The 26,755-nt window shown below is 71.8% G+C and carries 29 protein-coding genes; 13 read left to right on the top strand and 16 right to left on the bottom strand.

Annotation, left to right across the window (positions count from 1 at the left end; all coding sequences use genetic code 11):
- The first annotated feature begins 4 nt into the window (after positions 1-4).
- Entirely contained in the window at positions 5-526 is a 522-nt protein-coding gene (locus Csp2054_RS08140; protein ID WP_096898807.1) for a GNAT family N-acetyltransferase, read from the top strand.
- Here the strand turns inward: Csp2054_RS08140 and Csp2054_RS08135 are convergent.
- Positions 477-968 (bottom strand): ADP-ribosylation/crystallin J1, encoded by a 492-nt coding sequence (locus tag Csp2054_RS08135; RefSeq protein ID WP_255252664.1) that lies wholly within the window; start codon positions 966-968, stop codon positions 477-479. The genes Csp2054_RS08140 and Csp2054_RS08135 overlap by 50 nt on opposite strands.
- Positions 965-1,372, bottom strand: coding sequence for a DUF4259 domain-containing protein (locus Csp2054_RS08130; RefSeq protein ID WP_096898806.1), 408 nt, complete (start codon positions 1,370-1,372; stop codon positions 965-967). Before Csp2054_RS08130 ends, Csp2054_RS08135 begins: the two co-directional genes overlap by 4 nt.
- 416 nt (positions 1,373-1,788) lie before the next feature.
- Between Csp2054_RS08130 and Csp2054_RS08125 the strand changes: the two genes are divergently transcribed.
- Together Csp2054_RS08125 and Csp2054_RS08120 are read left to right on the top strand one after the other, a co-directional pair.
- Complete coding sequence (locus Csp2054_RS08125) at positions 1,789-2,157, top strand: DUF6578 domain-containing protein (RefSeq protein ID WP_096898805.1); 369 nt, start codon at positions 1,789-1,791, stop codon at positions 2,155-2,157.
- Between the two features lie 52 nt (positions 2,158-2,209).
- Positions 2,210-2,650 (top strand): NUDIX domain-containing protein, encoded by a 441-nt coding sequence (locus Csp2054_RS08120; protein ID WP_096898804.1) that lies wholly within the window; start codon positions 2,210-2,212, stop codon positions 2,648-2,650.
- Between the two features lie 78 nt (positions 2,651-2,728).
- On the opposite strand, the gene solA is transcribed toward Csp2054_RS08120, so the two are convergent.
- Positions 2,729-3,880, bottom strand: coding sequence for an N-methyl-L-tryptophan oxidase (solA, locus tag Csp2054_RS08115; RefSeq protein WP_096898803.1), 1,152 nt, complete (start codon positions 3,878-3,880; stop codon positions 2,729-2,731).
- A gap of 129 nt (positions 3,881-4,009) precedes the next feature.
- Positions 4,010-4,990 (bottom strand): prenyltransferase/squalene oxidase repeat-containing protein, encoded by a 981-nt coding sequence (locus Csp2054_RS08110; protein ID WP_096898802.1) that lies wholly within the window; start codon positions 4,988-4,990, stop codon positions 4,010-4,012.
- Between the two features lie 218 nt (positions 4,991-5,208).
- Between Csp2054_RS08110 and Csp2054_RS08105 the strand changes: the two genes are divergently transcribed.
- On the top strand, positions 5,209-5,559 hold the full coding sequence (locus Csp2054_RS08105) for a hypothetical protein (RefSeq protein WP_096898801.1): 351 nt from the start codon (positions 5,209-5,211) through the stop codon (positions 5,557-5,559).
- Here the strand turns inward: Csp2054_RS08105 and Csp2054_RS08100 are convergent.
- The 3 genes from Csp2054_RS08100 to Csp2054_RS08090 all read right to left on the bottom strand — a co-directional run bounded on the left by Csp2054_RS08100 (position 5,541) and on the right by Csp2054_RS08090 (position 9,105).
- Complete coding sequence (locus Csp2054_RS08100; RefSeq protein WP_096898800.1) at positions 5,541-5,951, bottom strand: DUF2087 domain-containing protein; 411 nt, start codon at positions 5,949-5,951, stop codon at positions 5,541-5,543. The two genes, Csp2054_RS08105 and Csp2054_RS08100, sit on opposite strands and share 19 nt — an antisense overlap.
- 173 nt (positions 5,952-6,124) lie before the next feature.
- Positions 6,125-7,456, bottom strand: a complete 1,332-nt coding sequence (locus Csp2054_RS08095; RefSeq protein ID WP_096898799.1) for a GNAT family N-acetyltransferase — start codon at positions 7,454-7,456, stop codon at positions 6,125-6,127.
- Between the two features lie 158 nt (positions 7,457-7,614).
- Positions 7,615-9,105, bottom strand: coding sequence for a cryptochrome/photolyase family protein (locus Csp2054_RS08090; RefSeq protein WP_096898798.1), 1,491 nt, complete (start codon positions 9,103-9,105; stop codon positions 7,615-7,617).
- A 221-nt stretch (positions 9,106-9,326) separates the two neighbouring features.
- On the opposite strand from Csp2054_RS08090, the gene Csp2054_RS08085 reads away from it, so the two are divergent.
- Positions 9,327-10,196, top strand: a complete 870-nt coding sequence (locus Csp2054_RS08085) for an SDR family oxidoreductase (RefSeq protein WP_096898797.1) — start codon at positions 9,327-9,329, stop codon at positions 10,194-10,196.
- An 88-nt stretch (positions 10,197-10,284) separates the two neighbouring features.
- Here the strand turns inward: Csp2054_RS08085 and Csp2054_RS08080 are convergent, their stop codons facing one another.
- The gene (locus tag Csp2054_RS08080; RefSeq protein WP_255252663.1) at positions 10,285-10,812 is read right to left on the bottom strand and encodes a hypothetical protein; all 528 of its coding nucleotides are present in this window, start codon (positions 10,810-10,812) and stop codon (positions 10,285-10,287) included.
- 37 nt (positions 10,813-10,849) lie between these two features.
- Between Csp2054_RS08080 and Csp2054_RS08075 the strand changes: the two genes are divergently transcribed.
- The 3 genes from Csp2054_RS08075 (at position 10,850) to Csp2054_RS08065 (ending at position 13,286) form a co-directional block, all read left to right on the top strand.
- Positions 10,850-11,671 (top strand): ornithine carbamoyltransferase, encoded by an 822-nt coding sequence (locus tag Csp2054_RS08075; RefSeq protein ID WP_255252662.1) that lies wholly within the window; start codon positions 10,850-10,852, stop codon positions 11,669-11,671.
- 83 nt (positions 11,672-11,754) lie between these two features.
- Positions 11,755-12,420 (top strand): nicotinamide riboside transporter PnuC, encoded by a 666-nt coding sequence (pnuC, locus tag Csp2054_RS08070; protein ID WP_096898794.1) that lies wholly within the window; start codon positions 11,755-11,757, stop codon positions 12,418-12,420.
- A gap of 98 nt (positions 12,421-12,518) precedes the next feature.
- Positions 12,519-13,286 (top strand): TetR/AcrR family transcriptional regulator, encoded by a 768-nt coding sequence (locus Csp2054_RS08065; protein ID WP_141399179.1) that lies wholly within the window; start codon positions 12,519-12,521, stop codon positions 13,284-13,286.
- Here Csp2054_RS08065 and Csp2054_RS08060 read toward each other — a convergent pair.
- From Csp2054_RS08060 to Csp2054_RS08035, 6 genes are all read right to left on the bottom strand, one after another.
- Entirely contained in the window at positions 13,240-14,466 is a 1,227-nt protein-coding gene (locus Csp2054_RS08060; RefSeq protein WP_096898792.1) for an ABC transporter permease, read from the bottom strand. The two genes, Csp2054_RS08065 and Csp2054_RS08060, sit on opposite strands and share 47 nt — an antisense overlap.
- Positions 14,463-15,407, bottom strand: coding sequence for an ABC transporter ATP-binding protein (locus Csp2054_RS08055; RefSeq protein ID WP_096898791.1), 945 nt, complete (start codon positions 15,405-15,407; stop codon positions 14,463-14,465). Before Csp2054_RS08055 ends, Csp2054_RS08060 begins: the two co-directional genes overlap by 4 nt.
- A gap of 258 nt (positions 15,408-15,665) precedes the next feature.
- A complete protein-coding gene (locus tag Csp2054_RS08050) occupies positions 15,666-17,336 on the bottom strand; it encodes a glycoside hydrolase family 13 protein (protein WP_096898790.1) in 1,671 nt (556 codons plus the stop codon).
- 26 nt (positions 17,337-17,362) lie between these two features.
- Positions 17,363-18,268, bottom strand: a complete 906-nt coding sequence (locus Csp2054_RS08045; RefSeq protein WP_176491618.1) for a carbohydrate ABC transporter permease — start codon at positions 18,266-18,268, stop codon at positions 17,363-17,365.
- Positions 18,268-19,230 (bottom strand): carbohydrate ABC transporter permease, encoded by a 963-nt coding sequence (locus Csp2054_RS08040; RefSeq protein WP_096898789.1) that lies wholly within the window; start codon positions 19,228-19,230, stop codon positions 18,268-18,270. The genes Csp2054_RS08045 and Csp2054_RS08040 overlap by 1 nt, the downstream gene beginning before the upstream one ends.
- Positions 19,231-19,240: 10 nt before the next feature.
- On the bottom strand, positions 19,241-20,539 hold the full coding sequence (locus Csp2054_RS08035) for an ABC transporter substrate-binding protein (protein ID WP_096898788.1): 1,299 nt from the start codon (positions 20,537-20,539) through the stop codon (positions 19,241-19,243).
- A 134-nt stretch (positions 20,540-20,673) separates the two neighbouring features.
- On the opposite strand from Csp2054_RS08035, the gene Csp2054_RS08030 reads away from it, so the two are divergent.
- On the top strand, positions 20,674-21,852 hold the full coding sequence (locus tag Csp2054_RS08030) for an ROK family protein (RefSeq protein WP_096898787.1): 1,179 nt from the start codon (positions 20,674-20,676) through the stop codon (positions 21,850-21,852).
- Here Csp2054_RS08030 and Csp2054_RS08025 read toward each other — a convergent pair.
- Positions 21,827-22,444, bottom strand: coding sequence for an NUDIX hydrolase (locus tag Csp2054_RS08025; RefSeq protein WP_096898905.1), 618 nt, complete (start codon positions 22,442-22,444; stop codon positions 21,827-21,829). The genes Csp2054_RS08030 and Csp2054_RS08025 overlap by 26 nt on opposite strands.
- Positions 22,445-22,558: 114 nt before the next feature.
- The gene (locus Csp2054_RS08020) at positions 22,559-23,491 is read right to left on the bottom strand and encodes an NADP-dependent oxidoreductase (RefSeq protein WP_096898786.1); all 933 of its coding nucleotides are present in this window, start codon (positions 23,489-23,491) and stop codon (positions 22,559-22,561) included.
- A 102-nt stretch (positions 23,492-23,593) separates the two neighbouring features.
- Here Csp2054_RS08020 and Csp2054_RS08015 point away from each other — a divergent pair, with 102 nt between their 5' ends.
- The 4 genes from Csp2054_RS08015 to Csp2054_RS08000 all read left to right on the top strand — a co-directional run bounded on the left by Csp2054_RS08015 (position 23,594) and on the right by Csp2054_RS08000 (position 26,628).
- Positions 23,594-24,109 (top strand): MarR family winged helix-turn-helix transcriptional regulator, encoded by a 516-nt coding sequence (locus Csp2054_RS08015; RefSeq protein ID WP_255252661.1) that lies wholly within the window; start codon positions 23,594-23,596, stop codon positions 24,107-24,109.
- A 152-nt stretch (positions 24,110-24,261) separates the two neighbouring features.
- Positions 24,262-25,374 (top strand): glycoside hydrolase family 5 protein, encoded by a 1,113-nt coding sequence (locus tag Csp2054_RS08010; protein WP_096898784.1) that lies wholly within the window; start codon positions 24,262-24,264, stop codon positions 25,372-25,374.
- Between the two features lie 64 nt (positions 25,375-25,438).
- On the top strand, positions 25,439-25,984 hold the full coding sequence (locus Csp2054_RS08005; protein WP_096898783.1) for a cysteine hydrolase family protein: 546 nt from the start codon (positions 25,439-25,441) through the stop codon (positions 25,982-25,984).
- Between the two features lie 44 nt (positions 25,985-26,028).
- The gene (locus tag Csp2054_RS08000) at positions 26,029-26,628 is read left to right on the top strand and encodes a hypothetical protein (RefSeq protein ID WP_141399178.1); all 600 of its coding nucleotides are present in this window, start codon (positions 26,029-26,031) and stop codon (positions 26,626-26,628) included.
- Positions 26,629-26,755 lie beyond the last annotated feature (127 nt).

Raw genomic sequence — 26,755 nt, 5'->3', positions numbered from 1 at the left:
TGGTGTGCACGAATACCCGATCGCGATCCGGACCACGACCGAAGCGGACTGGCCCCGTGTCCGACGACTGCGCATCGAGAACGCGACGGACAACCCGATCTCGTACGGTGCGACGCTCGAGACGACCTTGGCGATGACGGAGGACGACTGGCGGCTGCGTGCTCGTCGTGGTGAGGCGGATGACGCGACGAGCTTGGTCGCCTGGGACACCGTCACTGGTCGTTGGGTGGGGATGATGAGTGCGCAGCTCGGGGACGAGGACGGGCCGGAACCCGTCCTGACCGGGGTGTACGTCACCCCCGACCACCGCGGTCGTCAGCACGGCGTGGCCGACGCGCTGCTGGACGGCATCGTCGGATGGGCCTTCGGGCGGGGTGCTCGTCTCCGCCTGTACGTGTACGAGCACGCGGTACCCGCGCGGAAGTTCTACGACCGGAACGGCTTCGCCCTGACCGGCCGGACGCGGCCGCTGACGTTCACCGCCGGGCAGACGCTCGAGATGGCGCGGGTGCTTCCGGCTCGGTAGTCGGTCGGCCGTCGGCGGAGTCGGCGGTACCCGGCGCCTGCTCGTCCGCCGCGGTGAGCTTCCTGATCTCGCCGTCTCCGTCATCGCGGCGGAACGTGCTGACGAGCGTGATGCGCCCGACGATCTCGGCGTTGAGGGCATCGAGCTGCTCCGCCGGGATCCAGTACTCGAGGATGGTGCGACCGCCCGCCTGCTGCACGTCGAAGTCGTCGAGGAAGCGTCGGCGGACTTCGAATCTGGTCACGTGTCCGACGCCCGATGCCTTCACGTTCCAGTCGCGCGCGATGCGCTCGGCGTAGTCCTCGTTCAGGACGGGGTAGAAGATCGGTTGATCCGGCAGCCGCGGCGGCCAGGCCGTCCAGCCGCTCTCCTCGACGAGCTGCAGTTCCTCCGGGCCGGTCGGGCGCCACAGGGTGACGGTGTCGTCGGTGTCGTCGTTCATCGCTGCTCCAGGGTGATGACAAGCCGGGCGATGGCGTCGTACCACGCGCTCGCGTCGGCGTCGGCTTTGGCCCACAGTTCCGCGAGTTCGCCGTCCGGTCGTGCGGCGAACTCCACGGTCCGGGCTGCTCGGTCCGCGAGTCGGCGGCTCGGTCTGCGGGCACGACCGACGAAGCGCTCGATCTCGTCGGTGTACGCGTCGGACTGTGTCGGTCGTCCCAGTCCGTGCGCGACGACCTCCGCCGCTGCGATCGCGGCGGCGGCGACATCGCTGTCGAGTGCGTTCGCGCCCCATGCCACGCGGAGGGCAGCCCGGACGAGTGTCCACCGCTTCTGTCCACCGAGCTCGGCGACGAAGTCCGCCGCCGTGTCGTTGCCGATCGGCTCGGCACTCCACGTCCCCACGCCGCAAGACTAGGGAGATCGGGTGCTCTCCACCATCGGCGCAGCGGGAGACTGAGTGAACGTGGAGCCGGAAGCGCTGGACGGGCGATCGGCTACCGGACGGTCCCGGTACCGCCTCGTCGAACGGGCTCGGTTCCGACCTCGGTGCATCCTCGAAGCGACGCGACTGGATGACTGCGGATCCCCCTGCACGGAGCTGTTCTGGGATCTACGCTGACGAGGTGTCCCCGAACGAGCGCTCCGAGCATCGTCCATGGGATCGTGTCGTGCTGCCCCGACTCCTGTTCGAGCGGCTCTTCGGGCCGTCGTTCGACGCAGCGCCGGGGCCGATCCGCGTCGGATCGAGGACGCGGGTACCAACGCCAGCGGTCCCTCCCGAGGATCATGTTCCCGCGCTGTCCGACGGGGAGACGGATGTGTGGCTGACCGAGTGGCAGGTCGACGAAGACGGGTTCGATGTCGCGGTCGGCGAGGACGTCGCCTGGACCCTGTACGAATCGGACCAGCCGTGGATCGACCTGATCCTCGCGGTCCCCAGGGCGGTCCCTCTGCAGCGCGACACGTACGCGCACGAACGCAGCGCGGCCGAGCTGTCGAGCAGACGCTCCCTGCGCGGCGTCGTGACTCGTATCGACCAGGTCTCCGTGCAGTTCGTGAGCTCGGAGCGGCGCGGCTTCTCGGTCCCGGAGGCCCGTGGCGGACAGCAGCACAGCGTGTCCTCGCTGTCCGACCGTCGTCCCCACAGCGGCACCATCACGGGATGGATCGTCCGAGTCCGCTCCTGACGAACACGGGTCGGACGACGCTGCGAGCCCGCGCTGGTCGTACCGTGACGTCATGTCATCCGAGGTCGAGAAGGTCGTCTGCTACGTCATCCACGATGGGCACATCCTGGTGTTCACACACGACTCGGTTCCGCTCGTCAAGACCGGCGTGCAAGTGCCTGCCGGCACCATCGAGGACGGCGAGACACCCGTGGAAGCTGCGGAGCGGGAACTGTTCGAGGAGACCGGTCGACGGGGCCGGGTGGTGCGGTCGCTCGGCACGGCGCCGTACGACCTGCGTCCCACCCGTGATGAGATCGCACTGCGCCACTTCTTCCTTATGGCAGTCACCGAAGTCGACCTCGCTGCACGCTGGCGGGCTGGTGAACCATCCCGATCATCCGGAGGGGGAGCGATCGACTGGACGTGCTGGTGGCTGCCCCTCGCGGACGGGCACGTGCTCGCGGCCGGTCTCGGCGCGAAGCTCGGTGCGGCCGAAGCCGCCACACGGTAGCGGAGCGACGACCGGACGCCGCTGCAGCGGAGGCGTCCACCTCGTCACTCCCCGCAGCGAGTCAGCAGCACGCTGCTCTCAGACGGTCGGGCGGATGGCAGCGGGACGGGCTGGCGACAGGAAGCCGATGTCGTACTGCGTGTCGCCGTCCTGGGCCAGGTCGGCGAGGATCGCACCGAGGACCGGCACGAACTTGAAGGCGTGCCCGCAGCAGCCGGTCGCGACGATGACGTCCGGGTGCTGCGGGAGCGGTCCGACGATGAAGTCCTCGTCCGCGCTCATCGTGTACAGGCAGGTGTAGCGGTCGAGTTCTTCCCCTGCTGCGTCCGGGAGGAACCGGTCCAGCACGCGGCGGAGCATTCCGACCTCGGCGTCGCGCACCCGTCGGTCGACCAGCTCGGGCGTGGCGCTCTCCCCACCGTCGTGCCGGCCGATCTTCACACCCTGGCCGTCGAAGTCCGGGAAACCGTAGTACAGCCCCTCGCCGTCGTGGATGGCGAAGCCGGGGAGCGCCCCGACCCCGACGGTCGACGGGCGCTCCGGTCGGAAGTGTGCGACGACCTTCCGTCGCGCCACGACATCGACGCCGGCCGCACGCAGCAGCGCGGGTGCCCACGGTCCGGCCGCGACGATGACCTTGTCCGGACGGTAGGAGCCAGCGTCGGTGTGGACGACGGTTCCGACACCGAAGTCGATCCGTCGCACGGTCTCGGAGCGGAACGCGGCACCGGCCTCCTGGGCGAGCCGGAGGTGCGTCCGGACGGTCGCCTCGGGGTCGACGAAGCCAGCCGCCGGTTCGAACGCACCCTGCCAGCCGGCACCCAGCCGGAAGGCCGGGAACCGTCGCACGATCTCCGACGCGTCCAGGTGCTCGACCGGCAGCGCGTGTTCTCGAGCCGCTGCGAGTGTGCTGGTCACCAGACCGGCCGGGTCGTCCGGCGGGGCGACGGCGAGGACGCCGCTGGCGGTGAGGATCCGTTCGTCGGCGACCGCCTCCAGCTCGTGCCACATCCGCCAGGCGGCGGTCGTGAGGGCGACGTACTCGGATCCCTCCGCGTACGCCTGACGGACGAGTCGGGAGCGGCCGTGCGAGGAGCCTGCTCGGTGTCCGGCGGCGCGGGGATCCAGCCCGACGACCGTCTCGCCGCGGGCTGCAAGGTGGTACGCGGCTGCGGCGCCGATGCCGCCACAGCCGATGATGAGCGTTCCAGGGACGCGGATCTCTTCCATCTGACCGGTAGCTTCCCACGTTCCGACCGACAGCCTCGGCCGTTCCGGTGGCCGATCGGCTAGGGCACGGACGGAGCCCCCTCAGACCGCCACGTACAGCCGGGTCGCAGCCATGCCGCTAGGAAGCGGTCAGCGAGCGCCGTCCCCGTCCCACCACCGCAGTACCCGGGTGCCGACGAGGGTCAGCCACCGCGAGGGCTCACCGGCGGGCACGTCCAGCTCGAACCACTGCCGTCCCGGTGGCCGCTCGCCCTGCACCCACCGCCCGTCAGCACCTCGTGCCGCCCGCACGACCTCGATCGCCTCGGCCGCACGCCCGTCCGGGGTGGTCCCGTCGAGGAGCGCGGCCGCCCGCAGGTGGTCGAGTGCTCGGAGCGAGCTGTACCGCCACCGGAACGGGTACGCGAACGCCGTTGCCCAGGGGCCGACCGACGACCCGTCGGACTTCCGGAACAGCAGCCGGCGGTCGAGCAGGTACTCGGCACCACGGTGGCGTGCGGCGCGGAGCAGCGACGCCAGTGGGTGACGTTCGCCGGTGAGGACCTCGTGGTGCAGGAGGCCGTCGATGACGTTGAGGGTCGAGTGGAACGACGAGACAGTCGCGCCGTCGACCCAGTCGCAGTTCCACCCGCCGTCGTCGAGCTGGTGGTCGAGCAGCCACTGCGCGATGCCGTCGACGTCCGCGCCGAGCCAGGCTCCGTTCGCCAGGGTGAAGGCGTTGATGCAGCAGTCGACCTCGCCGGCCCAGTAGGGCAGGTCGTCGTACTCCCACCGACTGTTGGCGGCCAGCCGTGCCGCGGTGTCGCCCAGGGCAGCGGCGTCGACGCCCCACTCGCGCAGGCTGTTCAACGACCAGGTGGTCGCGGTGTACGGCTGGCCGGGCTCGGACGCCTCGGGGCCGTCGAACGCGAAGTCGCCGGGGAAGTACGCGCCGCCGGCCCACTGCCCGTCCGGGTCCTGGTGGGCGAGCAGGGCGGCACCGAGGCCCTCGGTGGCGACACGTCCGCGGGTGGCCTGCCAGACCTCGGCGGGCGCGCCGACGAGGTCGCGCTCGACCTGCCAGCGGATCGCCGGATCGGAGTCGAGCAGCCACGCGTCGACGTCGTCCATGCGGCGCAGGCTACCGCGCTCGGGCGGGAGCCGGGAGCCGGGGAGCCGGGCGCGGGGCATCGGTGCAGGTTCCCGCAAGTGTTCGAGGATGTGTCGCGTCGAGGAGCGGGTGCGACGTACGGTCCCGGCACGGCTCGACCCGCAGCCGTGAGGAGCCGACCCGGAGGCGAACCGATGGACGAGCACGCGACACCACATGCGCACCCCGAGGGCGAGCGATGAGCCTCCTGCTGGCGGCGGCCCCGACGACTGCGCCCTTCCCGGTCGGGCCCGGTCCGGCACTCGACTTCGATCCCGAGCCCGACCCCGACACCGTCCGCATGCCGGTCATCGGCGACCGCGTCCGCTACAGCCGGGGCTCGGGACACCTCGTCGGCCTGGAGGGCGTGGTGGTCTCCGCCGACGACGGTCACGACCTGCCGCTCGGACTCCGGTACGTCCTGGTCGACGACGAGGCGTGGCCCATCGCCGTCACCGTCGACTGCCTGGAACGGACTGGGACACGGCAGGACCACAGCGAACGGACCCGGCAGGAACGCATCGACCGCAGCTACCGCGCGAACCGGTAGGAAGCGCCGTCCTCGGTGCGCTCGAGCATCCCGTGGTCGACCGCGTCACGCCGCACGACGGCGACGTCCTCCGCGAACATCGCGATGGCCGCGTTGAGGACGGGCTCGGTCACGGGTCGGGCACGGCCGAGCCGATCGCCGACGACCTCGACGATCCGCAGCGACAGCGGGACCCGCTCGGCGTCCGAGGCGGGCATGCGGGCGATCCGGTCGAACTCGAGCACGGCGGCCGGTGCCTGCAGGACCTGCAGGTCGCGGGCGGTCGCGCCGAGCAGCTTCTGGTCCGGGCCGTGTTCGTCCACCCAGTCGAACGCGTCGACGGCCGCGCGGGTGCGCTCGTCGAGCTCGCCGCCTGCGAGCAGCGCGGCCCGCAGGGTCGGGCTCGCGAGCACGGCGACCGCCTGCCGCGCCCGAGCGACGGCGCGAGCGACCCCCGTGACCGCCCCGGATGACCCCGACGATCCGGATGACCCCGACGGTCCGGATGACCCCGACGGTCCGGATGACCCCGACGGTCCGGATGACCCCGACGACCCCGAAGACACCGACGACCCCGCCGCGGCCATCAGAAGTACGTGATCCCGTGCGGCGTCCGGATCGGCAGCAACATCGCGCGCAGCCGGACCACCACCGCGGGGTCGTCGGCCCGCACGAGCCCGGCGGCGGCGAGCGTCACCGGCGACACCGAACCGATGAGGAGCGCGCCGAGGTCGGCCACGTCGAGCCGGACGTCGGCGTCGGACACGGGGGACTCGGCCGTGCGCGTGACCGTGCCACGCCCGTCGACCACGTCGAGCCGGTAGGTGCCCGCAGCGAAGCCCATCGCGTCGGTGACGGCCAGCGTGAGGGATCCGTCGACCGCGTACGGCCGCGACCCGAGCACCGCGGGGACGTCGAGGACCCGCAGCCAGACGTGGTCCTCCTCGTGGTCGATGTCGTACGCCCGGTTGTCGCCGAGCGCCGCGACGATGGGGTCGTCCAGCCGCGAGCGGGCGTACCGCACGACGTCGTTGAGGTCGATCGAGAGCAGGAACTCCCACAGCGCCAGGTACGCCTGGTCGGAGGCGTAGACGAGGTCGACGACCTGGAGCACGGTCTCCTCGTCGCGCCCCTGCCCCTCCTTGACCCGCCAGGTCACGTACCCGTCGGCGTCGTCGGCGGAGGTCGCTCCCTCGGGCAGGTGCACCGCGGCGCGGACCTCGGGTGCGGGCTCACCGTCGTGTCCGCGGAGTCCGAGCACGACCGGCCACGTGCCGGTGTTGCGCACCATCGACCCCGGCGTGCGGGCGTCGAACCGGTCGAACACCGACCGGGCAGGGCCGGCCTCGAGCCACTGCGGCGTGACGACGGTCACGGTGCCGGAGGTCGGCGCGAGCAGCGGCAGCGCGCGCTCGCGGCGGACGCTGACGGCCCGCTCGCGGATCGCGCTGCCGAAGCCGAAGCGCCGGTAGATCGTGCCTTCGGAGGCGGTGAGGGACGCCACCGCGTACCCCTCGGCGACACCCTGGCGGAGCGCGTGCGTCATCATCGCCCGGAGGATCCCGCGCCGGCGCTCGGTCGGGCGCACCGTCACGGCGGAGATGGCCTGCGTGTCCACCGTGCTGCCGTCGCCCCAGCTCAGCGCCTTGCGGAACCAGGCGAACGTGCCCGCCGGCCATTTCTCGTCGACGGACCCCAGGACCGGGTCGCGTCGGTACGCGCCGAGCCACGTCTGCCCGTCGGCGGCGTACTCGGCCACCGCGCGCGCCGCGTGCTCCGGCTTCGCGTCGGCCTCGTGGAACCCCAGGCCGACCGCGCTCATCCACGCGGACGTCTCGGCGGTCGGTGCCCCCTGCTCGTCGAGTGCGGGCGCGAAGGCGCGCAGCTCGTACCGTTCGTCGAATGCCTCGTTGCTCACGCCCTCGACACTATCGGGAGCGCGTCACGGCGCGACAGCGCCGTCAGGAGACGAGACGGGGCCCACCCGGCGCGACCGCGCCGCGCAGCCCGGCATCGCACCGGACGGGAGGCACGGGTCGGCCCCGCCGCGACGGCCCACGTCGCGGACGCACGCCGTCAGGGCGTGCCGCGCCGCGCCTCCTGGGCGACCACGTCGTCGAGGTCCGACAGCTTCCGCATCTGCTGCAAGGGCCGCGCCATGCGGTTGTTGTGTCGCAGCTGGGGCTCGGTGCGCGCCAGGAACGCCCAGTACCCGGCCGTGAACGGGCAGGCGTCCTCGCCGAGGCGCTTCGTCGGGTCGAAGCGACACCCGCCGCAGTGGTCCGACATCCGGTCGATGTACCGCCCGCCCGAGGCGTACGGCTTCGTGGCGACCTTGCCCCCGTCGGCGTGCTGCGACATGCCGATGATGTTCGCCGGCATCACCCAGTCGGTGCCGTCGACGAACACGTCCGTGAACCACTCGGTCAGGTGCACCGGGTCGTACCCCCGCTGCAGCGCCCAGTTGCCGAGCACCATGAGCCGCTGGATGTGGTGCAGCCAGCCGTGCTCGTGCAGGCCGCCGATCGCCGCGGACAGGCACGCGGCGTCGATCTCGGACGCGTCGAGCTCCTTCCACCACCGGGGCAGCCGTTCGGTGGCGTGCAGGGCGTTGTCGGCGGAGCCGTAGTCGTCGCCGAACCACCAGTAGAGGTGCCAGACGTAGTCGCGCCACCCGGCGATCTGCCGCACGAAGCCCTCGACGCTGGCGAGCGGCGCGTCGTCGTCCCGGTGCGCGGCGAGTGCGGCCTCGATCGCGTCGCGCGGGTCGAGCACGCCGAGGTTCATCGGCACGCTGAGCAGCGAGTGCGCCATCGTCCAGTCGTTCGTGAGCGTCGCGTCCTCGAACGGGCCGAAGTCGTTCAGCCTGCTCGAGACGAAGTCCTGCAGCGCGCGCTGGGCCTCGCCGTGGGTGACGGCGAACCGGCGGCGGTCGTCGTTGCCGACGAACCGGGCGATCCCGTCGCGTTCCCAGCGGTCGAGGTCGCGGCGGACCTCGTCGTCGATCGCGTCCTCCTCCGGCCACCACGGTTCCGGCAGGCCGAGCGTCGTCGCACCCTTGGGCGGGGGCTCCCGGTTCTGGTCGTCGAGGCTGAACTTCCCGCCCACGGGCTTGTCCGACCGCATCAGCCAGCCCTCGCGCTTGCGGACGCGCTCGTAGAACGCCTCCATGCGGAACCGCCCCGTGCCCTGCGCCGCCCACTCGGCGAACTCGTCCTCCTCGGTGACGAAGCCGCGGCTCGGCAGCACCACGGTGCCCTTGCCCCAGTGCCGGACCTGCGCGCGGAGCACCCGCGACGGCGGGTCGATCACCTCGAGGTCGTCCCGCCCGACGAGCGCCTCCTTCAGCGTCTCGACCTGCACGTGCTCGACCCGGTCGCCCTCGCCCGCGTCACGCAGCTCCTGCACGCGGTGGCGCAGTGCACTCAGCCACAGGTGTGCCTTCGCCCGGTGCACCGGCCGCTCGGTCCAGAACTCCCGCGCCTCGACCACCAGGAGCGGCCCGCCGTCGTCGAAGTCCGGCCCGTACTGGCCCGGCAGGATCAGGCGGCGGCGCTGGTCGGTCATGCCGCGGACGCTACGCGACCGCGCGCCGACGGGCCCGGGTCGTCCCCCGACTGCACGGCGGCTTCCGGGGTGCGTGCACCCGCTGCGGTCGGACGGGAGGCGCGGGGCGGGGCCGCCACGCGCCTCCCGTCCGACCTGTGTAGGGTGGCGCACATGCAGTGCCGCTGAACCGTTCTTCGACTCCCATCCGTGCGCCGCTCGGCGCCGTCGAAAGGTTCGCCATGCCCTCGTCCTCACTGCCCCTCTCCGGCAAGACCGCCCTCGTCACCGGGGTCTCCCGCCGCCGCGGCATCGGCTTCGCCGTCGCCACGAAGCTCGCCGACCTCGGCGCCAGCGTCGTCGTCCACCACCACCGCCCGCACGACCTCGACCTGCCGTGGGGCGGTGACGACCTCGACGCCGTTCGCGACGGCATCCGCGCACACCTCACCGACGGCGCACGGTTCGACGACGTGCCCGGCGACCTGTCCGACCCCGCGACGATCCCCGCGCTGATCGACACCGCGGCGGCGCTCACCGGCGGCCTCGACGTCCTCGTCTGCAACCACGCCAAGAGCGGCGACGACGGCAGCATCCTCGACATGACCCCGGAGCGGCTCGGCGCCTTCTGGGAGGTCAACACCCGCGCCACGCTCCTGCTCACCGCAGAGTTCGCTCGACGTCGGGCACCACGGTCGGACGAGCCCCGGCGCCCGGGCGACCGGATCGTCGGCGCCGGGCCGTACGACGAACCCACCGGGCACGTGTTCTGGATGACCTCGGGGCAGATCCACGGCGCCATGCTCGGCGAGGTCGCGTACGCCGCGAGCAAGGCCGCGCTCGCCGGGGTCACCGCGACGGTCGCGAAGGAGCTGCTCGAGCTCGGGGTCGTCCTCAACACGATCAACCCCGGGCCGGTGAACACCGGCTACATGGACCCGGAGACGACCGACCGGTCGCTGGAGGGACTCGACGCCTACCTGGCGAGCACACCGTTCGGGCGGGTCGGTCGGCCACAGGACCCGGCGGAGCTCATCGGGTGGTTGTCGACGACGGCCGGGGGGTGGGTGGTCGGGCAGGTGCTCACGTCCGACGGGGGCTTCTCGCTGTAGCGACCGGAGCGGTAGCGGCTGCGCGGTGGCGGCCGCGGGGTGGCCGGCTGCGCGGTGGCGGCTGCGGGCTTGCTCCGCGGGCGCCCGCTCAGTCGGTCGCGCCCTTCGGCGGGTCGACCAGCAGGGCGACCCGGTCGGCCAGGTAGCCGTCCAGCGGTACGGCGGCCCCGGCCGTGGGGGTCCAGCGGACCATCGGGACGTCACCCGCGACGAACAGAACGCCGTCGGAGTCGACCAGCGTGTCGTCGAGCGGGATCGGCGTCGCGCTGTGGTTCACGGTGTCGCCCGGCTCGAAGTGCCCCTTCTGCGCCGCCGCCCGGTAGGCCCGGCGCACCTCGGCCGACACCGAGACGAACTGCGACCGCCCGGGCTCGGTGACCCGGGTGATGCGTCCGGTCGCCCAGACCCGGCCGGCCGTCTCGGGGGAGGAGCCGAGCAGCAGGGCCCCGACGCGCCACACGCGGCCCAGGGACCGGATCGTCGGGTCGCGCTTGATGCCGAGCAGTGCCTTCGGCTCCACGTACTCGCCGAGGGCCTCGTCGCGGGCGTCGGCGGCGTCGAGCGCCCGAGCGGCGTCGTCGAGCAGCGACCTCGCCCGTGCCACGCCGTCCGTCACGGCTCCCGAGCGTAGTCCGCGTCACTACGGTGGTCACGTGCGCTCGCTCATCCGTCTCGACGACTGGAGCGTGGACGATGTCGGCGCGGTGTTCGAGCTCGCCGGAGCCTTCGTGGCCGGGAGGGGTCCGACCAAGGACGGAGCGGCGGTGCTGTTCTTCCCGGCGACCAGCCTCCGTACCCGCGTCACCTTCGAGCGCGGCGCTCACCAGATGGGTCTGCAACCGATCCTGTTCCCCGAGACGACGCTCGACAAGCCCGAGGCGCATGCCGACGTGGCCGCCTACCTCGCTTCGTGGGCCGACGTGCTCGTCGTGCGGCACCCGGACATCGCAGTGTGCAATGGACTGGCCGCCCCGGGGGTCCTGCCGGTCGTCAATGCCATGACCGACGAGAACCACCCCTGCGAGGTGCTCTCCGACCTCTTCGCACTGAGCGCGGAGGGACACGTCGGGTCGCTCCGCTTCCTCTTCGTCGGCGCCGATGGCAACATCGCCCGCGCCTGGCAGGAAGCCGCCCGCCTCCTCGACCTCGACCTCGTGCAGTGCTGTCCTGCCGGACTCGCCTCACCGGGAGCGGAGTGGACCGACGACCTGCCCACGGCGATCCGCTCGGCCGACGTCGTCCTGACCGACGGACCGGGTCGGAACGGGGCGGCTCTCGCGCCCTTCCAGATGACCGCAGCTCTGCTCGAGACCGCTCCGGAGGGTGTCCGGTTCGCACCCTGCCCGCCGTTCGTCCGCGGACGCGAGGTGAGTGCCGATGCCGTTGCGCACCCCGCGTTCGTCGGTCATGACTTCAAGTCCGCACTCCTGCCGGTGCAGCAGGCGATCATGGCGCACTGCCTCGACCTCGCCTGACTGCGGCTCTCACGCCGCGCAGCATCAACACCGGAATGCGGTCCGCGCCCGTACCGTTGCACCGACCGGAACGAGGAGGGCCCATGGGCATCGTGCGCTGGCTGTTCGACGCGCAGATCGTCATCGGCGACCAGACGGTGCTCTGGCGCGAGGTGATCGGCAACGTCTTCGGGCTGCTCAGCGCGCTCGGCGGCATGCGGCGGAAGGTCTGGGCCTGGCCGGTCGGCATCGTCGGCAACGCCCTCCTCTTCACCGTCTTCATGGGCGCGCTCTTCGACACCCCGAACCCCGTCAACCTGCTCGGGCAGGCCGGCCGTCAGGTCATGTTCATCGTCGTGAGCATCTACGGGTGGTACCGCTGGACGCACCGCCCCGACCAGGCGACCACCGTGATCGACCCGCACTGGGCCTCCTGGCGGACCCGCGGACTGCTGGTGCTCGCGATGGTGGGCGGCACCGCGGTCCTGACCCCGATCTTCCGCGCCCTCGGCTCGTACGAGCCGGTCTGGAGCGACGCCTGGATCTTCGTCGGCTCGCTGCTCGCCACCTACGGCATGGCCAAGGGCTGGGTGGAGTTCTGGCTCGTCTGGGTCGCGGTCGACCTCGTCGGTGTGCCGCTGCTGTTCTCGGCCGGGTACTACGCCTCGGGGCTGATGTACGTGTTCTACGGGGCGTTCACCCTGACCGGCTTCTTCGTCTGGATGCGCCAGCGCACCCGCCCGTCCGCGGCGCCCGTCACGGTCGGGTGAGCGGCGGCTGATCCGCGAGCACGGCGGTTGTCCGGATTACGCGGAACCCCCCTGGTCGGGTGGCAGACACCGTCGGCGGCTTCCGCTGGGATGGTGGGATGACAGAACTTCACGCAGCGATGATCGACGATGACCAGTCGCTCGCGGAGCGGATCGTGCGGGGTGCCATCCGCGCCTACCGTCTGCACTCCTTCGACCACGTCGACGCCGGCGTCGTCGCGGAGACCGCGGGCGTCCCGCACGAGACCCTCGACCGGCTGTTCCCGAGCTGGGACGCCCTGCTCCTCGTGACCTACGACCGGTGGGTGCAGCTCCGCGGGACCCGGCGGTCCCGCGTGCCGCGCTGCACGATCGAGTACGTCCGGATGACCCTCGCCGAGGACGTCGCCGATCCCGGGCTGGTCCGGGTGCTCGCCGGCGTGATCAACATCGCGGGCGCCGACACCGGCTTCGCCGAGCTGTTCCGGAAGCGGTACGAGGACTACGTGGCGCAGATCGCCGCGGGGCTGGAACGGGACGTCCAGGCCGACGCCGAGCAGTCCGTGGTGCCCGCCGAGCAGGCGGCCACACAACTGGTCGCGCTCTACCAGGGCCTGCAGATCCAGATGCTGGTCCGCCCGCACGTCGACGTGCTCGTCGAGTACGACCGTGCCGTGCGCACGTTGCGGCAGGGCTGGCAGGTCCACCAGACGCCGTCGTGGGACCTGGACAGCGACCTCGCCGCCGCCGGGATCGACGGGTCGGCCGACCACCACCCGGCCGGCGGCGCCGACCGTCATCCGGCCGTCATCGTCGACCTGCGTCCGCCGGTGCCCGTGATCAGCTCGTCGTCGACCGCCCCCGACGCCACGACACGATCTGCCTGAGCGTCACCTTCGACCCGTACTGCGCCACCGAGTGCCGGAACAGGTACTCGGCGAACCACAGCAGCGCCGCCGCGACGACGAACACGAGCACGATCGAGACCACCGACTCGGTGACGCTCAACGTCCCGAACGCGTTGCGCACGAGCGCCGTGATCGGGGTGAAGGTCGGGAAGTACGTGAAGAACGCGGTGACCGGTGAGGACGGGTTCGTCACGACGAAGAACACCGCGTAGACGGGGATGATCAGCGCGAAGATCGCCGCGGACTGCAGGGCGGAGGCGTCCTTGATCGACGGGACGGCAGCGCCGACGGCGACGAACAGGCCCGACGCCAGCAGCACCCCGCCGACGAGCAGCAGCGCCCCGACGACGATCCGCCACGGGTCGAGCGTCAGCCCGCCGAGGCGTGAGGCCACGAGGGGTAGCGTGGCGGCCAGCGCCGCGAGACCGGGCAGCACGAACACCCCGACCTGCACCAGGCCGACCAGCAGCATCGCGATGACCTTCCCGCGGATGAGGTCGCCTGCCGTGACGGTCGTGAGGATCATCTCGGAGATGCGGTTCTCCTTCTCCTCGACCACCACCGTCACCATGCGGGCGGCCAGCAGGATCACGAGTCCGAAGAACGCCGCCGCGAACAGCAACGGGGGCACGACCGACAGCCACCCCGGGGCGATGGCACCGTCCTGGTAGGTGGTGAGCACGGTGTCCGGGGGACTCCGGAGCAGCCGCACGGCCTGCGGGTCGTCGACGGCGGCCGCGACGCTCTGCTCGATCACCCGCGACGCCAGCGACGAGTACCCGCCGTTGCCGAACAGGCCCTTGTCTGCGGCCTCGACCCGGATCGGCTTCGTCGTGGGGGAGGCCGGGAACTCGATGAACGCGTCGAGCAGCCCCTTCCGGACCGCGGCCTGGTCGGCCTCGGGGTCGGTCGACGGTGAACCGCCCCAGCGCTTCGCGACCGATTCCGACACGAGCCCGGAGTGGTCGACGTAGTGGAACGGGGTCTTGGCGGCGGCCGTGCTCGACACCACGGAGTCCGCGCCGGCCGCCTGACCGGCGCCGACGAGCAGGGTGACCAGGACGATCACGATCGGCAGGGCGAGCGTGCCGATCCAGAACGCGGGCTTCTTGACCGCGCGGACGAACTCGAAGCGGACGACCGTGCCGAGCCGGCTCACGCCGCTGCTCCCGACCGAGCATCGGCGGCCTCGTCGGCACCGGCGTCGTGGCCGTACACCTGCACGAAGATCTCGTCGAGCGGGATCCGGCGCATCTCGAACGCGGTCACGTGCACGTCGGCGGCGACGAGGGAGGCGAGGATGTCGGACCCGTCCGCAGCGGCCTGCGAGGTCGGGACGAGGTAGGCGACGTGTCCCTCGTGCCGTGCCAGCCGGTACAGCGGCGACGGGGGCACGGTGCCGCTCACGCCCACCCGGGCGACCGCGCCGCCGAAGGCGTCCTGCACGTCGGGGATGGTGCCGTACGCCGCGGCCGTGCCGTCCCGGAGCAGCAGGATCCGGTCGCACAGCCGCTCGACCTCGTCCATGTGGTGCGTCACGAGGATCACCGTCGCGCCGTCCGCCTTCCGCTCGTCGACCAGGTCGAGCAGCAGCCGCCGGTTCACCGGGTCGAGGCCCTTCGTCGGCTCGTCGAGGATGAGCAGGCGCGGCCGGTCCATGATCGTGATGCCGAGCTGGACCTTCTGCTGCTGCCCGCCGGAGAGCTTGTCGATCCGGAGCTTCGCGCGGTCGGCCAGCCCCACGCGCGCGAGGTACTCCATGCTCCACGCGGTCGCCTCCGCACGGTGCAGCCCCCGCAGCCGACCGAAGTACGACATCACGTCGATGACCGACTCCTTGCGGTACAGGCCGCGTTCCTCGGGCAGGTAGCCGATGCCACCGGTCGCCGGCCGGTAGGGGCGGCCGTCGATCGTGAGCGTGCCCGAGGTTGGCGTGGTGATGCCGAGGAGAGCGCGGATCGTGGTGGTCTTGCCGGAGCCGTTGCTGCCGAGCAGGCCGAACGTCTCACCGGGAGCGATGTCGAACGAGAGGTGGTCGACCACCGTCCGGTCGCCGAACCGCATGACGAAGTCCCGCACCTCGATGGCTGCACCGCTCATGGTCGCGACCCTACCGGGCGCGCCTGACGGCGGGGAGCGGCGGGACGGGAGTGATCAGACCGGCGAACTGTCCCATCGCATCCGACCTGGAAAGCCGGATCGCTCGTAGGCGGCCGGAAGATCCGGTCTCCTACGAGCGATTCGGCTCACCACGAGCGATTCGGCTCACCAGCCGAGACCGGCGGCGCGCCGGCCGCGTGACGGACGGGAGGCACGGCGCCTGCCCGCACCGTGCCTCCCGTCCGTGTCCTGGCTGCGTCAGGAACGCAACCAGGCCGTCCCCACACCCGACAGTGCGCCGTCTGCCACCGGCGCGGAGGCGAGCAGGAGCTCGCCGGAGGGGAGGTCGTACGGCTCGTCGCCGAACACCGTCACGCTCGTCCACCCGTTCGGGCGACGGAACGCGAGCACGTCGTCGCGGCCGGTCTCGAGCCACTCGAGGTGCTCCTCGGTCTTCAGCTGCCCGCGCAGGCCGAGCGCTTTCCGGTACAGGTGCAGCGTCGAGTCGGGGTCGGCGTCCTCGGCCTCGACCGACACCTCGGCGAACCATGCCGGCTGGGGCAGGTGGGACCCACCGTCGCCGAACCCGAACGACGGACCCGACGTCGTCCACGGGATCGGGACGCGGCAGCCGTCGCGGCCGACGTCGACGCCCGGGTTCCGGAAGAACGCCGGGTCCTGGCGCTCCGCGTCCGCGATGTCGCCCACCTCGTGCAGGCCGAGCTCCTCGCCCTGGTACAGGTACGCGGAGCCGGGGAGCGCGAGCTCGAGGAGCGTCGCCGCACGGGCGCGACGGAGACCGAGCGCACGGTCGAGGGCGTCCTGCGACCCGCCGGCGAGCAGCCACGCGGAGCCCTGCTTCTCCTCGGCGCCGTTCCGTGCCGGGAGGGCGTAGCGGGTGGCGTGCCGGACGACGTCGTGGTTCGAGAACACCCACGTGGTCGACGAACCGGACTGCTCGGCGAGCCCGAGGTTGAACTCGATGATCTCCTTGAACGACCCGGCGTCGAAGTCGGCCTCGAGCAGGTCGAAGTTGAACGCCTGCCCGAGTCCCTCGGCGCTCGCGTACCGGGCACGACGGTCGGCGGCGACCCAGGCCTCGGCGACGGCGGTGCGGGCGGGGGTGTACTCCTCGAAGACCTGCCGCCACTCGGCGTAGATCTCGTGCACGTCGTCACGGTCCCAGAGGATGTGCTGGCCGTCCTTCGGGCTCGCGAGCACCTCGGCCCACGTCGGGAGCTCGCCCGCGGGCAGGTCCTTCGCCAGCCCGTGCGCGACGTCGATGCGGAAGCCGTCGACACCGCGGTCCGACCAGAAGCGGAGGGTGTGCAGGAAGTCGTCGCGGACCTCGCGGTTCGCCCAGTTCAGGTCCGGCTGCTCCTTGGCGAAGTTGTGCAGGTACCACTGGCCGTCACCGACCGCGGTCCAGGCCGGGCCGCCGAAGATCGACACCCAGTCGGCCGGGGGCTGTTCGCCGGACGGCCCGGTGCCGTCGCGGAACACGTACCGGTCGCGCGCCGCGCTGCCCTTCGGCGACGCGAGGGCCTCGCGGAACCACTCGTGCCGGTCGCTCGTGTGGTTCGGCACGACGTCGACGATGACCCGGATGCCGGCGGCGTGCAGCGCCGACACCATGGCGTCGAAGTCGTCGAGGGTGCCGAGGCGCGGGTCGACGTCGCGGTAGTCGTCGACGTCGTAGCCGCCGTCGGCGAGCGCGGACGGGTAGAACGGGCTGAGCCAGACCGCCTCGATGCCGAGGGAGGCCAGGTAGGGCACCCGCGAGGTGACGCCCGGCAGGTCGCCGATGCCGTCGCCGTTCGCGTCCGCGAAGGAGCGCGGGTAGATCTGGTAGACGCTCGCCTGGCGCCACCAGGTCTCGTCGGTGGCGGTCGCTGCGGGCTGGACGGCTGGGTCGAGCACGTCGGTCATGTCGGTTCTTCCTTCGGTTGTGGTCGTCACTTGATCGCGCCCTGGGTCACGCCGGCCATCACCCATCGCTGGGTGACGACGTACACGATGATGGCCGGTGCCATCGCCATGAGGTACGAGGCGAACGACACGTTGTAGTTGTTGCTGAACTGCGTCTGGAACATCGACTGCAGCACCGGCAGGGTCTGCAGGGCCGGGTCGGAGGTGATGAGCGACGGCATCACGAAGTCGTTCCACGACGCGAGGAACGCGAAGATGCCGACGGTGGCGCTCATCGGCGCGAGCAGCGGGAAGACCAGCCGCCAGAACACCTGACCCGTGCTCGCCCCGTCGATGCGGGCGCTCTCCTCGAGCTCGGCCGGGATGGACCGGAGGAACGCGGTGAAGAGCAGCACGCTGAACGACAGCTGGAACATGACGTGCAGGATCGCGACGCCGAACGGGTTGTCCAGGTGCGCCAGACCGGTGAGCTTGACCTGCGACAGGGCGAGCACCGGGAACGGCAGGAACATCGCGGCCAGCAGGTAGAAGAACGACCAGCGGAACAGCCGGCGCTCCCAGTTCCGGGCGATGGCGTAGGCCGTGAACGAGGCGAGCAGGATCGTGCCGACCACGGTGATCGCCGCGACGAGCACGGAGACGCCGAACGCCCGCGGGAAGTCGGTGAGCTCCCAGGCCTGCACGAACCCGTCGACGCTGAACGGCGCCGGCAGCGAGAACGCGTTGCCGTCGACGGCCTGGGCGCTCGTCTTGAAGGCCATCGTGACCGTCACGTAGAGCGGCACGAGCACGGACAGCGCGCAGAGCACGAGGACGATCGTGACCGGCCAGTTGAACCGTTCGCCGCGGCGTCCGGCGTTGCGGTCGGCGTCCACGGACCGGATCGAGCCGGTCGCGGTGGTGCCCGGACGGAGGGGTGCCTGCAGGGTCATCAGATCGCTGCCTTCCCGCGGGTGACCCGCAGCTGGATCACGGCGATCGCCACGGCGATCACGAAGAAGATCGTCGCGTTCGCCATCTGGTAGGCGTAGTCGCCGCCGTTGAAGCCCTTGAAGATCGACATCGCCACGCTGGTGGTCGACGTGCCCGGGCCGCCGTCGGTGAGGCCGACGATGACGTCGTACGAGTTCAGGAAGTTCTTGAACCCGATGACGAGGTTGATGAGGATGTAGCCCGCCGTGAGCGGCGCCGTGATCGACACCAGCTGCCGCCACGAGCTCGCGCCGTCGAGGGCGGCCGCCTCGTAGACCTCGCCCGGGATGGAGAGCACGCCGGCGATGTAGATGAGGAGCGTCGACGGGATCGCCTGCCACGCGGTCACGAGCACGATCGCGACCCAGGCCAGGTCGGGGTTCGCCAGGATGCTCTGCTCCAGCGGCGCGAAGCCGAGTGCGGTCGCGAACGCCGGCAGGCTGTTCGCGAACAGGAACGAGAACACGTAGGCGATCACGATGCCGGAGATCACCATCGGCAGGACGAAGACCGCGCGCAGCGCGACCTTCGCCCGGATCTTCGACGTCAGGGCGATCGCCAGCAGGAACGCGACCGCGTTCACGACGACGACGGTGACGAGCGAGAACCCGATCGTGAACAGGTAGGCCTGCAGGATGGCCGGGTCCGAGAAGACCGCGACGTAGTTCGTCAGGCCGATGAAGCGGAACTCGCCGAAGCCGACGGAGTTCGTGAAGCTCAGCACGATGCCCATCACCGCGGGGAGCGTGATGGCGAGGGTGAAGAGCACCAGGGTGGGGACGAGGAAGAGCAGGAACAGCGGGTCGACGCGGTGGCCGCGTCGTGCGACCGACCGTCCGGCTCCTCGGGTCTGGAGGCGCGGTGCGGCGCCGCCTCGTCGGCGGCGGTCCGCCGTCGTGATGGTCTCGGTGGTGGTGGCCACGGTCGTCTCCTTAGGCGGCGGACCGGAGCGCCAGGCGCGCCCAGTCGGCGTCGAGGGTGCGGAGCTGCTGTCCGGCGCTGCCGCCGAACGCGATGGACTGCGCGTAGTTCGCGACGGGGATCTCGGCGGGGATCAGCTGCGAGGCGCCGAGGTAGAAGGCGGCGTCGTCGTAGTACGACTGCATGCCCTGGAGTGCGGGGTTCGAGGCGGGCGGGGCGTCCTTCCGGACTCCGAACCCGTTGTTGTCCGCGTTGTACTTGTCGTTGACCTTCGCGGTCATCAGGTACGACAGGAACTCGCGTGCCGCCTCCTGCTTGCGCGACGCCTCCGGGATCCAGAGGGCCAGGTCGACGTTGACGCGCACCTTGTTGTCCCCGGCGTCGTCCGTGACGGGCAGCGGGAAGGTGCCGAGGTCCATGTCGGGGTTCGTCTTCGCGATCTCGCCGAGCGCCCACGGGCCCTGCAGGTACATCGCGGCCTCGCCCTTGGCGAACGCGGTGTTGCCGTCGCCGTACCCCCGGCTCGCGGCACCCTTCTGGTGCCACTGCAGCAGCTGGGTCATGCGTTCCATCGGCGCCCGGAAGTCCTTCTGGAACGACACCCGCGAGTCCGCGCCGACCGTGGTGCCCTCGCGCTCGAGCGCGTCGAACGTGCGCGGCACGTCGAGCATCCCGCCGATCGAGTAGTCGAACATCCCCTGCGCGATCGTCCAGTTGTCCTTGAACGTGCCGTAGATCGGGGTGATGCCGGCGCGCTCGAGGCGCTCGCAGACGTCCGTGAACTCGCTCCACGTCGTCGGGACGTCGAGTCCCTGCTGCGCGAAGCGTCGCTTGTCGTAGATCACGCTCGCCGCGGTGACCGAGTACGGCAGGGCGCTCTTGCGGCCCGGGTAGTCGGCGGTCTGCTCGAGCAGCGGCCACAGGTCGGGGTTGATCGTGTCGGCCTGCGGCAGGTCGGACAGGTCCGTGAGCGCCCCGTGCTCGACGAAGGGCGCGACCGAGAAGTTGTAGTTCCAGCACCCGAGGTCCGGCGGCCGGTTCCGCACGAAGTTGGCGGACATGCTCGAGGTCGAGTCGCGGACGACCCGGACCCGCGACTGGCTCTCGTGGAACCGGGCGATCACCTGGTCGAAGTAGCCGATGACCTCCGGCTTCGACACGTAGAACGTGATCGTCTCCGGGCGGGCACCCGATGACCCGAGCGGGGCGCACCCGGCGAGGGCGAGCCCGGCGCCGATGCCGCCCGCTCCGAGCAGGAGCGCCCGCCGACTGATCGCGGCGCCCGTCCCCTTCGTGGCGTGGTGTTGCACGTCGTCTCCGTCCGCACGGACCCGGCCTCCCTGCCGTTCCGCGCCGCGTGCCGGCTCCCGTGTCGGCGCGCACGACTAAATCTAGCGAGAAAATCTAATCGCGCAAGCAACTCATCACGCGGTAGGGTTCGGCCATGCCAGCGTCGCGGGGAACGAGTTCCGAGGTCCTCCTCGCGTACGCGTTCGACAGCGGTGCGTTCACGGCGACCGAGGCGATGGCCGCGACCGGTCTCACCCGTTCCACGGTGCTCGCCGCGTGCGACGAACTCGTCGCCCTCGGCTGGCTCACCGCCCTCGACGACGCCCGTGCCGCGGGGGAGTACCGCAAGGGCCGACCCGCGCGCCGCTACGCCCTCGACGACCGCGCCGGCGTGGTCGTCGGGGTCGACGCCGGGCAGCACCGCGTCTCGGTGGCGGTCGCCGACCTCCGGGGGACGGTCCTCGGGCGGTCGGTCGCATCGCTCGGCGAGGACGGCCTCGACGTCGCCGTCCGACTCCGCGCGCTGTCCGACACGGTCGCCGCCGCGCTCGCCGCTGCGGGAGCGGAGCCGACCGAGGTGCTCACCGTCGTCGTCGGCATCCCGGCCCCCGTCGACGCACACGGTGCCTCGCCGGTCGACGGGCGGTACTGGGACCGGATGAACCCCGGGTTCGACGCGCTCGGCGGGCTCGGTCGGGTCGTGGTCGAGAACGACGCGAACCTCGCCGCCCTCGCCGAACGACCGAGTTCCGGCGACGCCTCGTTCGCCGCGCTGCTCTCCGGTGAGCGCTTCGGCGCCGGGATCGTCGTCGACGGCGTGCTCCTGCGTGGCGCGCGGGGCGGTGCCGGGGAGATGCGTGTGCTCGACCTCGTCGACGGAGTGCACTCCTCGGACGGCATCGGGGCCACGGCCCGGGTCCTGGTGGCCGAGGCCGCCGACCGGATCGCGCCCGGTTCGCTCCTGGCCGGACGGGGCGGTTCCGAGCGGGTCTTCGAAGCCGCAGCGGTGGGCGACCCCGTCGCACTCGAGGTCGTCGACCGGCTCGGCGACCGGTTGGCGCGGGTCTGCGTGCTCCTGGCGAGCCTCCTCGACATCGACCGGGTCGTCGTGGCCGGCGCGGTGGCGTCGGTCGCCGAGCCGGTGCTCGTGCGGGCGCGCGGACACCTGGCCTCGTGGGACTTCGACCCCGTCCCCGAGCTCGTGGCCTCCCGGCTCGGCGCCGACGTCGTCGTGCTCGGGGCCGTCGCCCGCGCGATCGACGTCGTGCGCGGCGACCCCCTCGCGCTGCCGGTCGCCGGACGACCGGTCAGCGTGCGGGTCGCAGCGGGATGACGCGCGAACGGTCCCACGGCTCGGTCCACCCCAGCCGCTCGAACAGGGCGTCGAGGAGCATCGCCGTGAAGCCCCACACGGTCTCCGTGCCGTGTGCTCCTCCGACCGTGAACGCCGGGCCGCGCCACTCCTGACCGTCCCGGCGGATCACGGTCACGCCGCGCCGGGCCGGGTCGAGCAGGTCGGCGACCGGCGCGCGGAACACCGACGCCGACTCGCGCTCGTCCACGACGCGGACGGGCGAGGGCGAACGCCACCATGCGAGCACCGGAGCGACGAGGTGGTTCGAGAACTCCAGCGGCACGGCCGGCAGGACGCCGAGCACGTCCACGCCGGTCGGGTCGAGGCCGGTCTCCTCACGTGCCTCGCGCAGGGCGGCGTCCGCGGGGCCGGCGTCCCCAGCGTCCACCCGGCCTCCGGGGAACGCGACCTGACCGGGGTGGGCGCGCAGGGTGTCGGCGCGGCGGAGCAGCAGCACGTCGAGGTCGTCCGACACACGGGTGTCCGTCGCGCGGTGATCGCTCGGCTGCCGGTCGAGGACACCGAAGAGCATCAGCACGGCGGCGCGACGTGGGGACGGTCCGGTGGGCATGGACGGGACGAGCGGAGCGCTGCCGGCGCGTCCGACGGCTGCCAGAGCGGCCCGTGCTCGTTCGTCGTCGCCCACCGTCCCACCCTACGGTCCCGGAGCCCGTGCCGGCGCTCGTCAGCCGGCGAGCACGACGACCTTGCCGGCGATCCGTCCGGCGGCGCCCTCCTCGTGCAGGGCCGGGAGTGCCCCGAGCGGGATGCGACGGGTGACGTCGACGCGCAGCTCCCCGGCGTCGACCAGGCGGACCAGCTCACGCAGCCGCTCGCGGTCCGGGCGGACGAAGACCGTGGCGGCCCGGACGCCGCGGTCCTCGTCGCCGGGGGTCGGGATGAACGCCGTCGTGCTCACGACCGCACCGCCGTCGTGGACGAGGGCGACGAGCGCCGCGAACCGATCCGGGTCGAGCGGAGCCAGGTTGAGGAGCACGTCGACCGTTCCGTCCACTGCGGTGAGCAAGTCCTGCTCGGTGTGGTCCACGACGACGTCGGCGCCCGCGGACCGGACCATGTCCGCGCTGCGGGGGCTCGCCGTCGCGACGACCTCGACCCCCGCGCGCTTCGCCAGGCGGACCGCGTGGCCGCCGACGGCCCCGCCCGCGCCGACCACCAGGAGGCGCTGCCCGGTCGTCAGACGGCCGTCGTCGAACAGGGCCTGCCACGCCGTGAGCGCGACGGAAGGGAGCGCGGCAGCGTCGGCGAGCGGGATGGTCGTCGGTGCCGGGACGAGGGCCTGGGCCGGGGCGACCACGAACTCCGCCGCGCCGCCGTCACGTTCCATCGGGAGGAACCCGACCACGGCGTCACCGACCCGGAGGTCCGTGACTCCCTCGCCGAGCTGCTCGACCGTGCCCGAGACGTCGTACCCGGGGACGTGGGGCAGCTCGACGGGGATCGGTAGGAAGCCGCCACGCATGCCGTTGTCGGCAGCGTTGTAGGCGGATGCCGCGACCCGAACCAGGACCTCTCCGGCCGACGGCGTCGGTCGGTCGGTCTCCTCGACCCGCAGGACCTCGGGTCCGCCGACCTCGTGGAAACGCACTGCTCGCATGGTGTTGCCCTTCGTTGGTGTCCGATCATGTGCTTCGAATTCGAAGTACATGATCGGACGGTACCACTGCTTCGAATTCGAAGCAACTGGTACGATGTCCCCGTGACCGAACCCGAGCAGCGCCAGACGCTCGACGCCGCCGAACTCGGCGCCTACTTCGCCCTGATCGAGGTCGGCAGCCTCGTCCGACACGCGGTCGAGCAGCAACTGCGCGACGTCGGCGATCTCAGCTACGTCCAGTTCCAGCTCCTGGCGACGCTCGGTGACGCTCCGGGGGGTGACCGCCGGATGACGGAGCTCGCCGACGGGGTGGTGATCAGTCGGAGCGGCTTGACCTACCAGGTCGGCCTGCTCGAGAAGGTCGGACTCGTCGTCCGGCGTCCGGCTGTCGACGACGACCGGGGCGTCACCGTGGCACTCACCCGCGCCGGCCGCGCGCGGCTGGCCGAGGTGTTCCCGGGGCACGTGGCGCTCCTGCGCGAACTCGTCTTCGACGCGATCGGACCGGCGGACGTCGCTGACCTCGGGAGGGTGCTCGGGCGCGTGCGGGACCACATGCGGACGGTGCCGCCGCGCTCGGCGAAGCCCCGTCGTCGTCCGCCCCGGTCGGCTGACTGAACGCGCTCGCGGGGCCGTTGACAGGCCGGCGTCGACGTGCCACGCTGCGTGATGTTGACGTTGCCATGCGGATGGGACCCGCCGGCGACGATCGACCCCGGCACGGCGACGACGCCGTGCCGCTGCAACGGAGCAGATCAGGGAGCACGACCATGCACGCCACCCACCGACGACGAGTCCTCGCCGCCACCGTCACCGCGCTCGCCGGCGCCACCGCGCTCGCGCTCGCCAGCCCGGCACTGGCGACCGCCGCACCCGCGACGGCCGCGCACGCCGTCCACTCGGCACACGCACCCGCGCTCGACCCCACCCAGTTCCACGGTGTGAACTGGGCCGACCCGCGCGACAACTACGCGAACGGCCCCGTGGTGCTGTCCGGGCTCGCCACGACCGACGACTACCGGACGGTCTACCGGACGTCCGAGCGGGTCATCGTGGGGTTCCGGGAGGACCTCGGGGCGAACACCGTCCGGATGCCCGTCAACCCGTACTCCGTCGGCACGACCTGGTGGCGCTCCTACAAGGGTGCGATCGACGCCGCTCGGCACGAGGGCTTCCGGGTCGTGCTCGGGTACTGGGAGGGCGACGGCGCGAGCAAGGACGGGCGCGTGGACGACCCGGCGGCGTGGACGGCGATGTGGGACACGCTGACCACCACGTACGCACACGACCGCGGGGTGTACTTCGAGCCGATGAACGAACCGTTCGGGTACACCCCCGACCAGTGGATCCAGGTCGCGACCGACTGGGTCGACCGCTACACGGCACGGGGCATCCCCCGCGACCGCGTCTTCGTCAGCGGAGTCGGCTACAACGACCACGTCGACGCGGTCTGCGCCGCTCCGGCCTTGGCGGGCACCTACGTCTCGCAGCACTACTACGGCTTCTGGGGCACGCACGACGCCGCGGGGTGGGCCGCGGACTTCACCGCACGCCTCGGCGACCGGGCGTGCTCGGCCCGCACCGTCCTCGACGAGTTCGGCGTGCCGATGACGACGGGCATCGACTACCGCGGCTCGGCCACCACGGGCGACGCCGACGCCGACAACCCGGTGGCCTTCCTGCAGACCGTGACGACGATCGCCCGGCAACGGCACCTGGGCGCGGTCTACTGGCCGGGACTCCGGACGGACGACACGTACAGTCTCAGCACGATCCAGGGCTCCGGGAAGCACCTGTCGCTCGCGGTCACGAACCCGTCCGGCGTCGCGCTGTTGCACTGGGCGTGGGGCGAGGGACGTCGCGCACCGTTCACCGTCGGCTGAGCCGCGGTTTGCTGCCCGTCGAGCGCCCGGCACGGTCCGGGTGCTCGACGGGCATGATCAGGGGATGACCCGCGCACTGCTGATCGTCGACGTCCAGCTCGACTACTTCCCGGGCGGAGCGTTCCCGCTCGTCGAGCCCGAGCGGGCGGTCCGCGCCGCCGCGACGGTCCTGGACCACTTCCGGACGAGCGGTGAGGACGTGGTCCACGTGTTCCACACTGCGACCGAGCCTGACGCCGGGTTCTTCGTCCCCGGCACGCCCGGGATCGCCTTCCACCCGTCGGTCGAACCCCGTGCCGGTGAGCAGGTGGTCGAGAAGCACGAGCCGAACAGCTTCGTGGGCACCGGTCTCGAGCAGGTGCTCCGCGATCGCGGCGTCACCGAACTCGTCGTCCTCGGGATGATGACGAGCATGTGCATCGACTCGACGGTCCGCGCGGCGTCTGAGCTCGGGTTCACGTGCACAGTCGTGGCCGACGCCTGCGCCGCTCCCGACCTCACCCTGGGGGACGTCACGGTGCCGGGCGAGTCCGTGCACACGGCGTTCCTCGCCGCACTCGACGGCAGCTTCGCGACCGTGGTCCGGAGCGCCGACCTCGTCCGCGGGTAGCCCGGCGGGACCGCGTCCCGGTCCCGCCGCGTAGCGTGGGTCTCGTGGGGAACGACGAGACACGACGCACGCCGGAGACGGACGCGGCGGAACCGTCCGAGCCGTACGACCCGTACGCGCGACGGCCGGGCTACGCCACGGGAGCGGACGGCCGCACCGACACCTGGACGACCGCGATGGTCGCCGGCGTCGTGACCGGGTTCGCCGTGATCGTCGTCGCGGGGTTCGTGCACGTCCCGCCGGCTCTCGCGTACGTCGTCGGGGCCGTGCTCGGCCTCGCCGTCTGGTCGGTCCTCCGCGGTCGCCGACGCGCTGCCGACCGCCGTGCTGGCCGGGATCCGGACGAGGTCGCGCAGGTACGGTCCCGCGCCACGGCAGCGGCGAACCAGGGGCGGACGTTCTTCGTCGCGCAGAACCCGGTCGTCGTGATCGTGATGGGCGCGATCTTCCTCGCGCTCGCCGTCGTCCGAGCGGTCAGCACGGGCTCGGTGATCGGGTTCGTCGTCGCCGCCGTCCTCGCCGCGAGTGCGCTGTTCTTCATCGTGCAGGGCACCGGCACACTGGTCCTGCGCCGCCGTGACCGTGTCGACGCCGGGACCGGACACGGGGAGCCCGACCACGCCGCGACACGCACCGACGGCTGACGGCGGGCGGACCCTCGCCGTCAGCGGGGGATCGGGGTGAGTCGTCGGAGTTGGGTGACGTGGGCGGGTTCGAGTTCGTCGAGGGAGGCCACGCCCAGCAGCCGCATGGTGCGTTCGATCTGGTCGG

This window comes from Curtobacterium sp. 'Ferrero' (assembly GCF_002412165.1).
Lineage (GTDB): Bacteria > Actinomycetota > Actinomycetes > Actinomycetales > Microbacteriaceae > Curtobacterium.
Note: the sequence above shows the minus strand (reverse complement) of the source record. Positions and strands in the feature narration are given on the sequence as shown.

Bases quoted from the DNA above. Each gene is read 5' to 3' on its own strand.
- Csp2054_RS08120 (WP_096898804.1), top strand. From the start codon at position 2,210: ATGTCATCCGAGGTCGAGAAGGTCGTCTGCTACGTCATCCACGATGGG.
- Csp2054_RS08085 (WP_096898797.1), top strand. From the start codon at position 9,327: ATGCCCTCGTCCTCACTGCCCCTCTCCGGCAAGACCGCCCTCGTCACC.
- Csp2054_RS08010 (WP_096898784.1), top strand. From the start codon at position 24,262: ATGCACGCCACCCACCGACGACGAGTCCTCGCCGCCACCGTCACCGCG.
- Csp2054_RS08135 (WP_255252664.1), bottom strand. From the start codon at position 968: ATGAACGACGACACCGACGACACCGTCACCCTGTGGCGCCCGACCGGC.
- Csp2054_RS08090 (WP_096898798.1), bottom strand. From the start codon at position 9,105: ATGACCGACCAGCGCCGCCGCCTGATCCTGCCGGGCCAGTACGGGCCG.
- Csp2054_RS08050 (WP_096898790.1), bottom strand. From the start codon at position 17,336: ATGACCGACGTGCTCGACCCAGCCGTCCAGCCCGCAGCGACCGCCACC.
- Csp2054_RS08030 (WP_096898787.1), top strand. From the start codon at position 20,674: ATGCCAGCGTCGCGGGGAACGAGTTCCGAGGTCCTCCTCGCGTACGCG.
- Csp2054_RS08105 (WP_096898801.1), top strand. From the start codon at position 5,209: ATGAGCCTCCTGCTGGCGGCGGCCCCGACGACTGCGCCCTTCCCGGTC.
- Csp2054_RS08045 (WP_176491618.1), bottom strand. From the start codon at position 18,268: ATGACCCTGCAGGCACCCCTCCGTCCGGGCACCACCGCGACCGGCTCG.
- Csp2054_RS08020 (WP_096898786.1), bottom strand. From the start codon at position 23,491: ATGCGAGCAGTGCGTTTCCACGAGGTCGGCGGACCCGAGGTCCTGCGG.
- Csp2054_RS08110 (WP_096898802.1), bottom strand. From the start codon at position 4,990: ATGGACGACGTCGACGCGTGGCTGCTCGACTCCGATCCGGCGATCCGC.
- Csp2054_RS08055 (WP_096898791.1), bottom strand. From the start codon at position 15,407: ATGAGCGGTGCAGCCATCGAGGTGCGGGACTTCGTCATGCGGTTCGGC.
- solA (WP_096898803.1), bottom strand. From the start codon at position 3,880: ATGGAAGAGATCCGCGTCCCTGGAACGCTCATCATCGGCTGTGGCGGC.
- Csp2054_RS08005 (WP_096898783.1), top strand. From the start codon at position 25,439: ATGACCCGCGCACTGCTGATCGTCGACGTCCAGCTCGACTACTTCCCG.
- Csp2054_RS08025 (WP_096898905.1), bottom strand. From the start codon at position 22,444: ATGCCCACCGGACCGTCCCCACGTCGCGCCGCCGTGCTGATGCTCTTC.
- Csp2054_RS08065 (WP_141399179.1), top strand. From the start codon at position 12,519: ATGACAGAACTTCACGCAGCGATGATCGACGATGACCAGTCGCTCGCG.
- pnuC (WP_096898794.1), top strand. From the start codon at position 11,755: ATGGGCATCGTGCGCTGGCTGTTCGACGCGCAGATCGTCATCGGCGAC.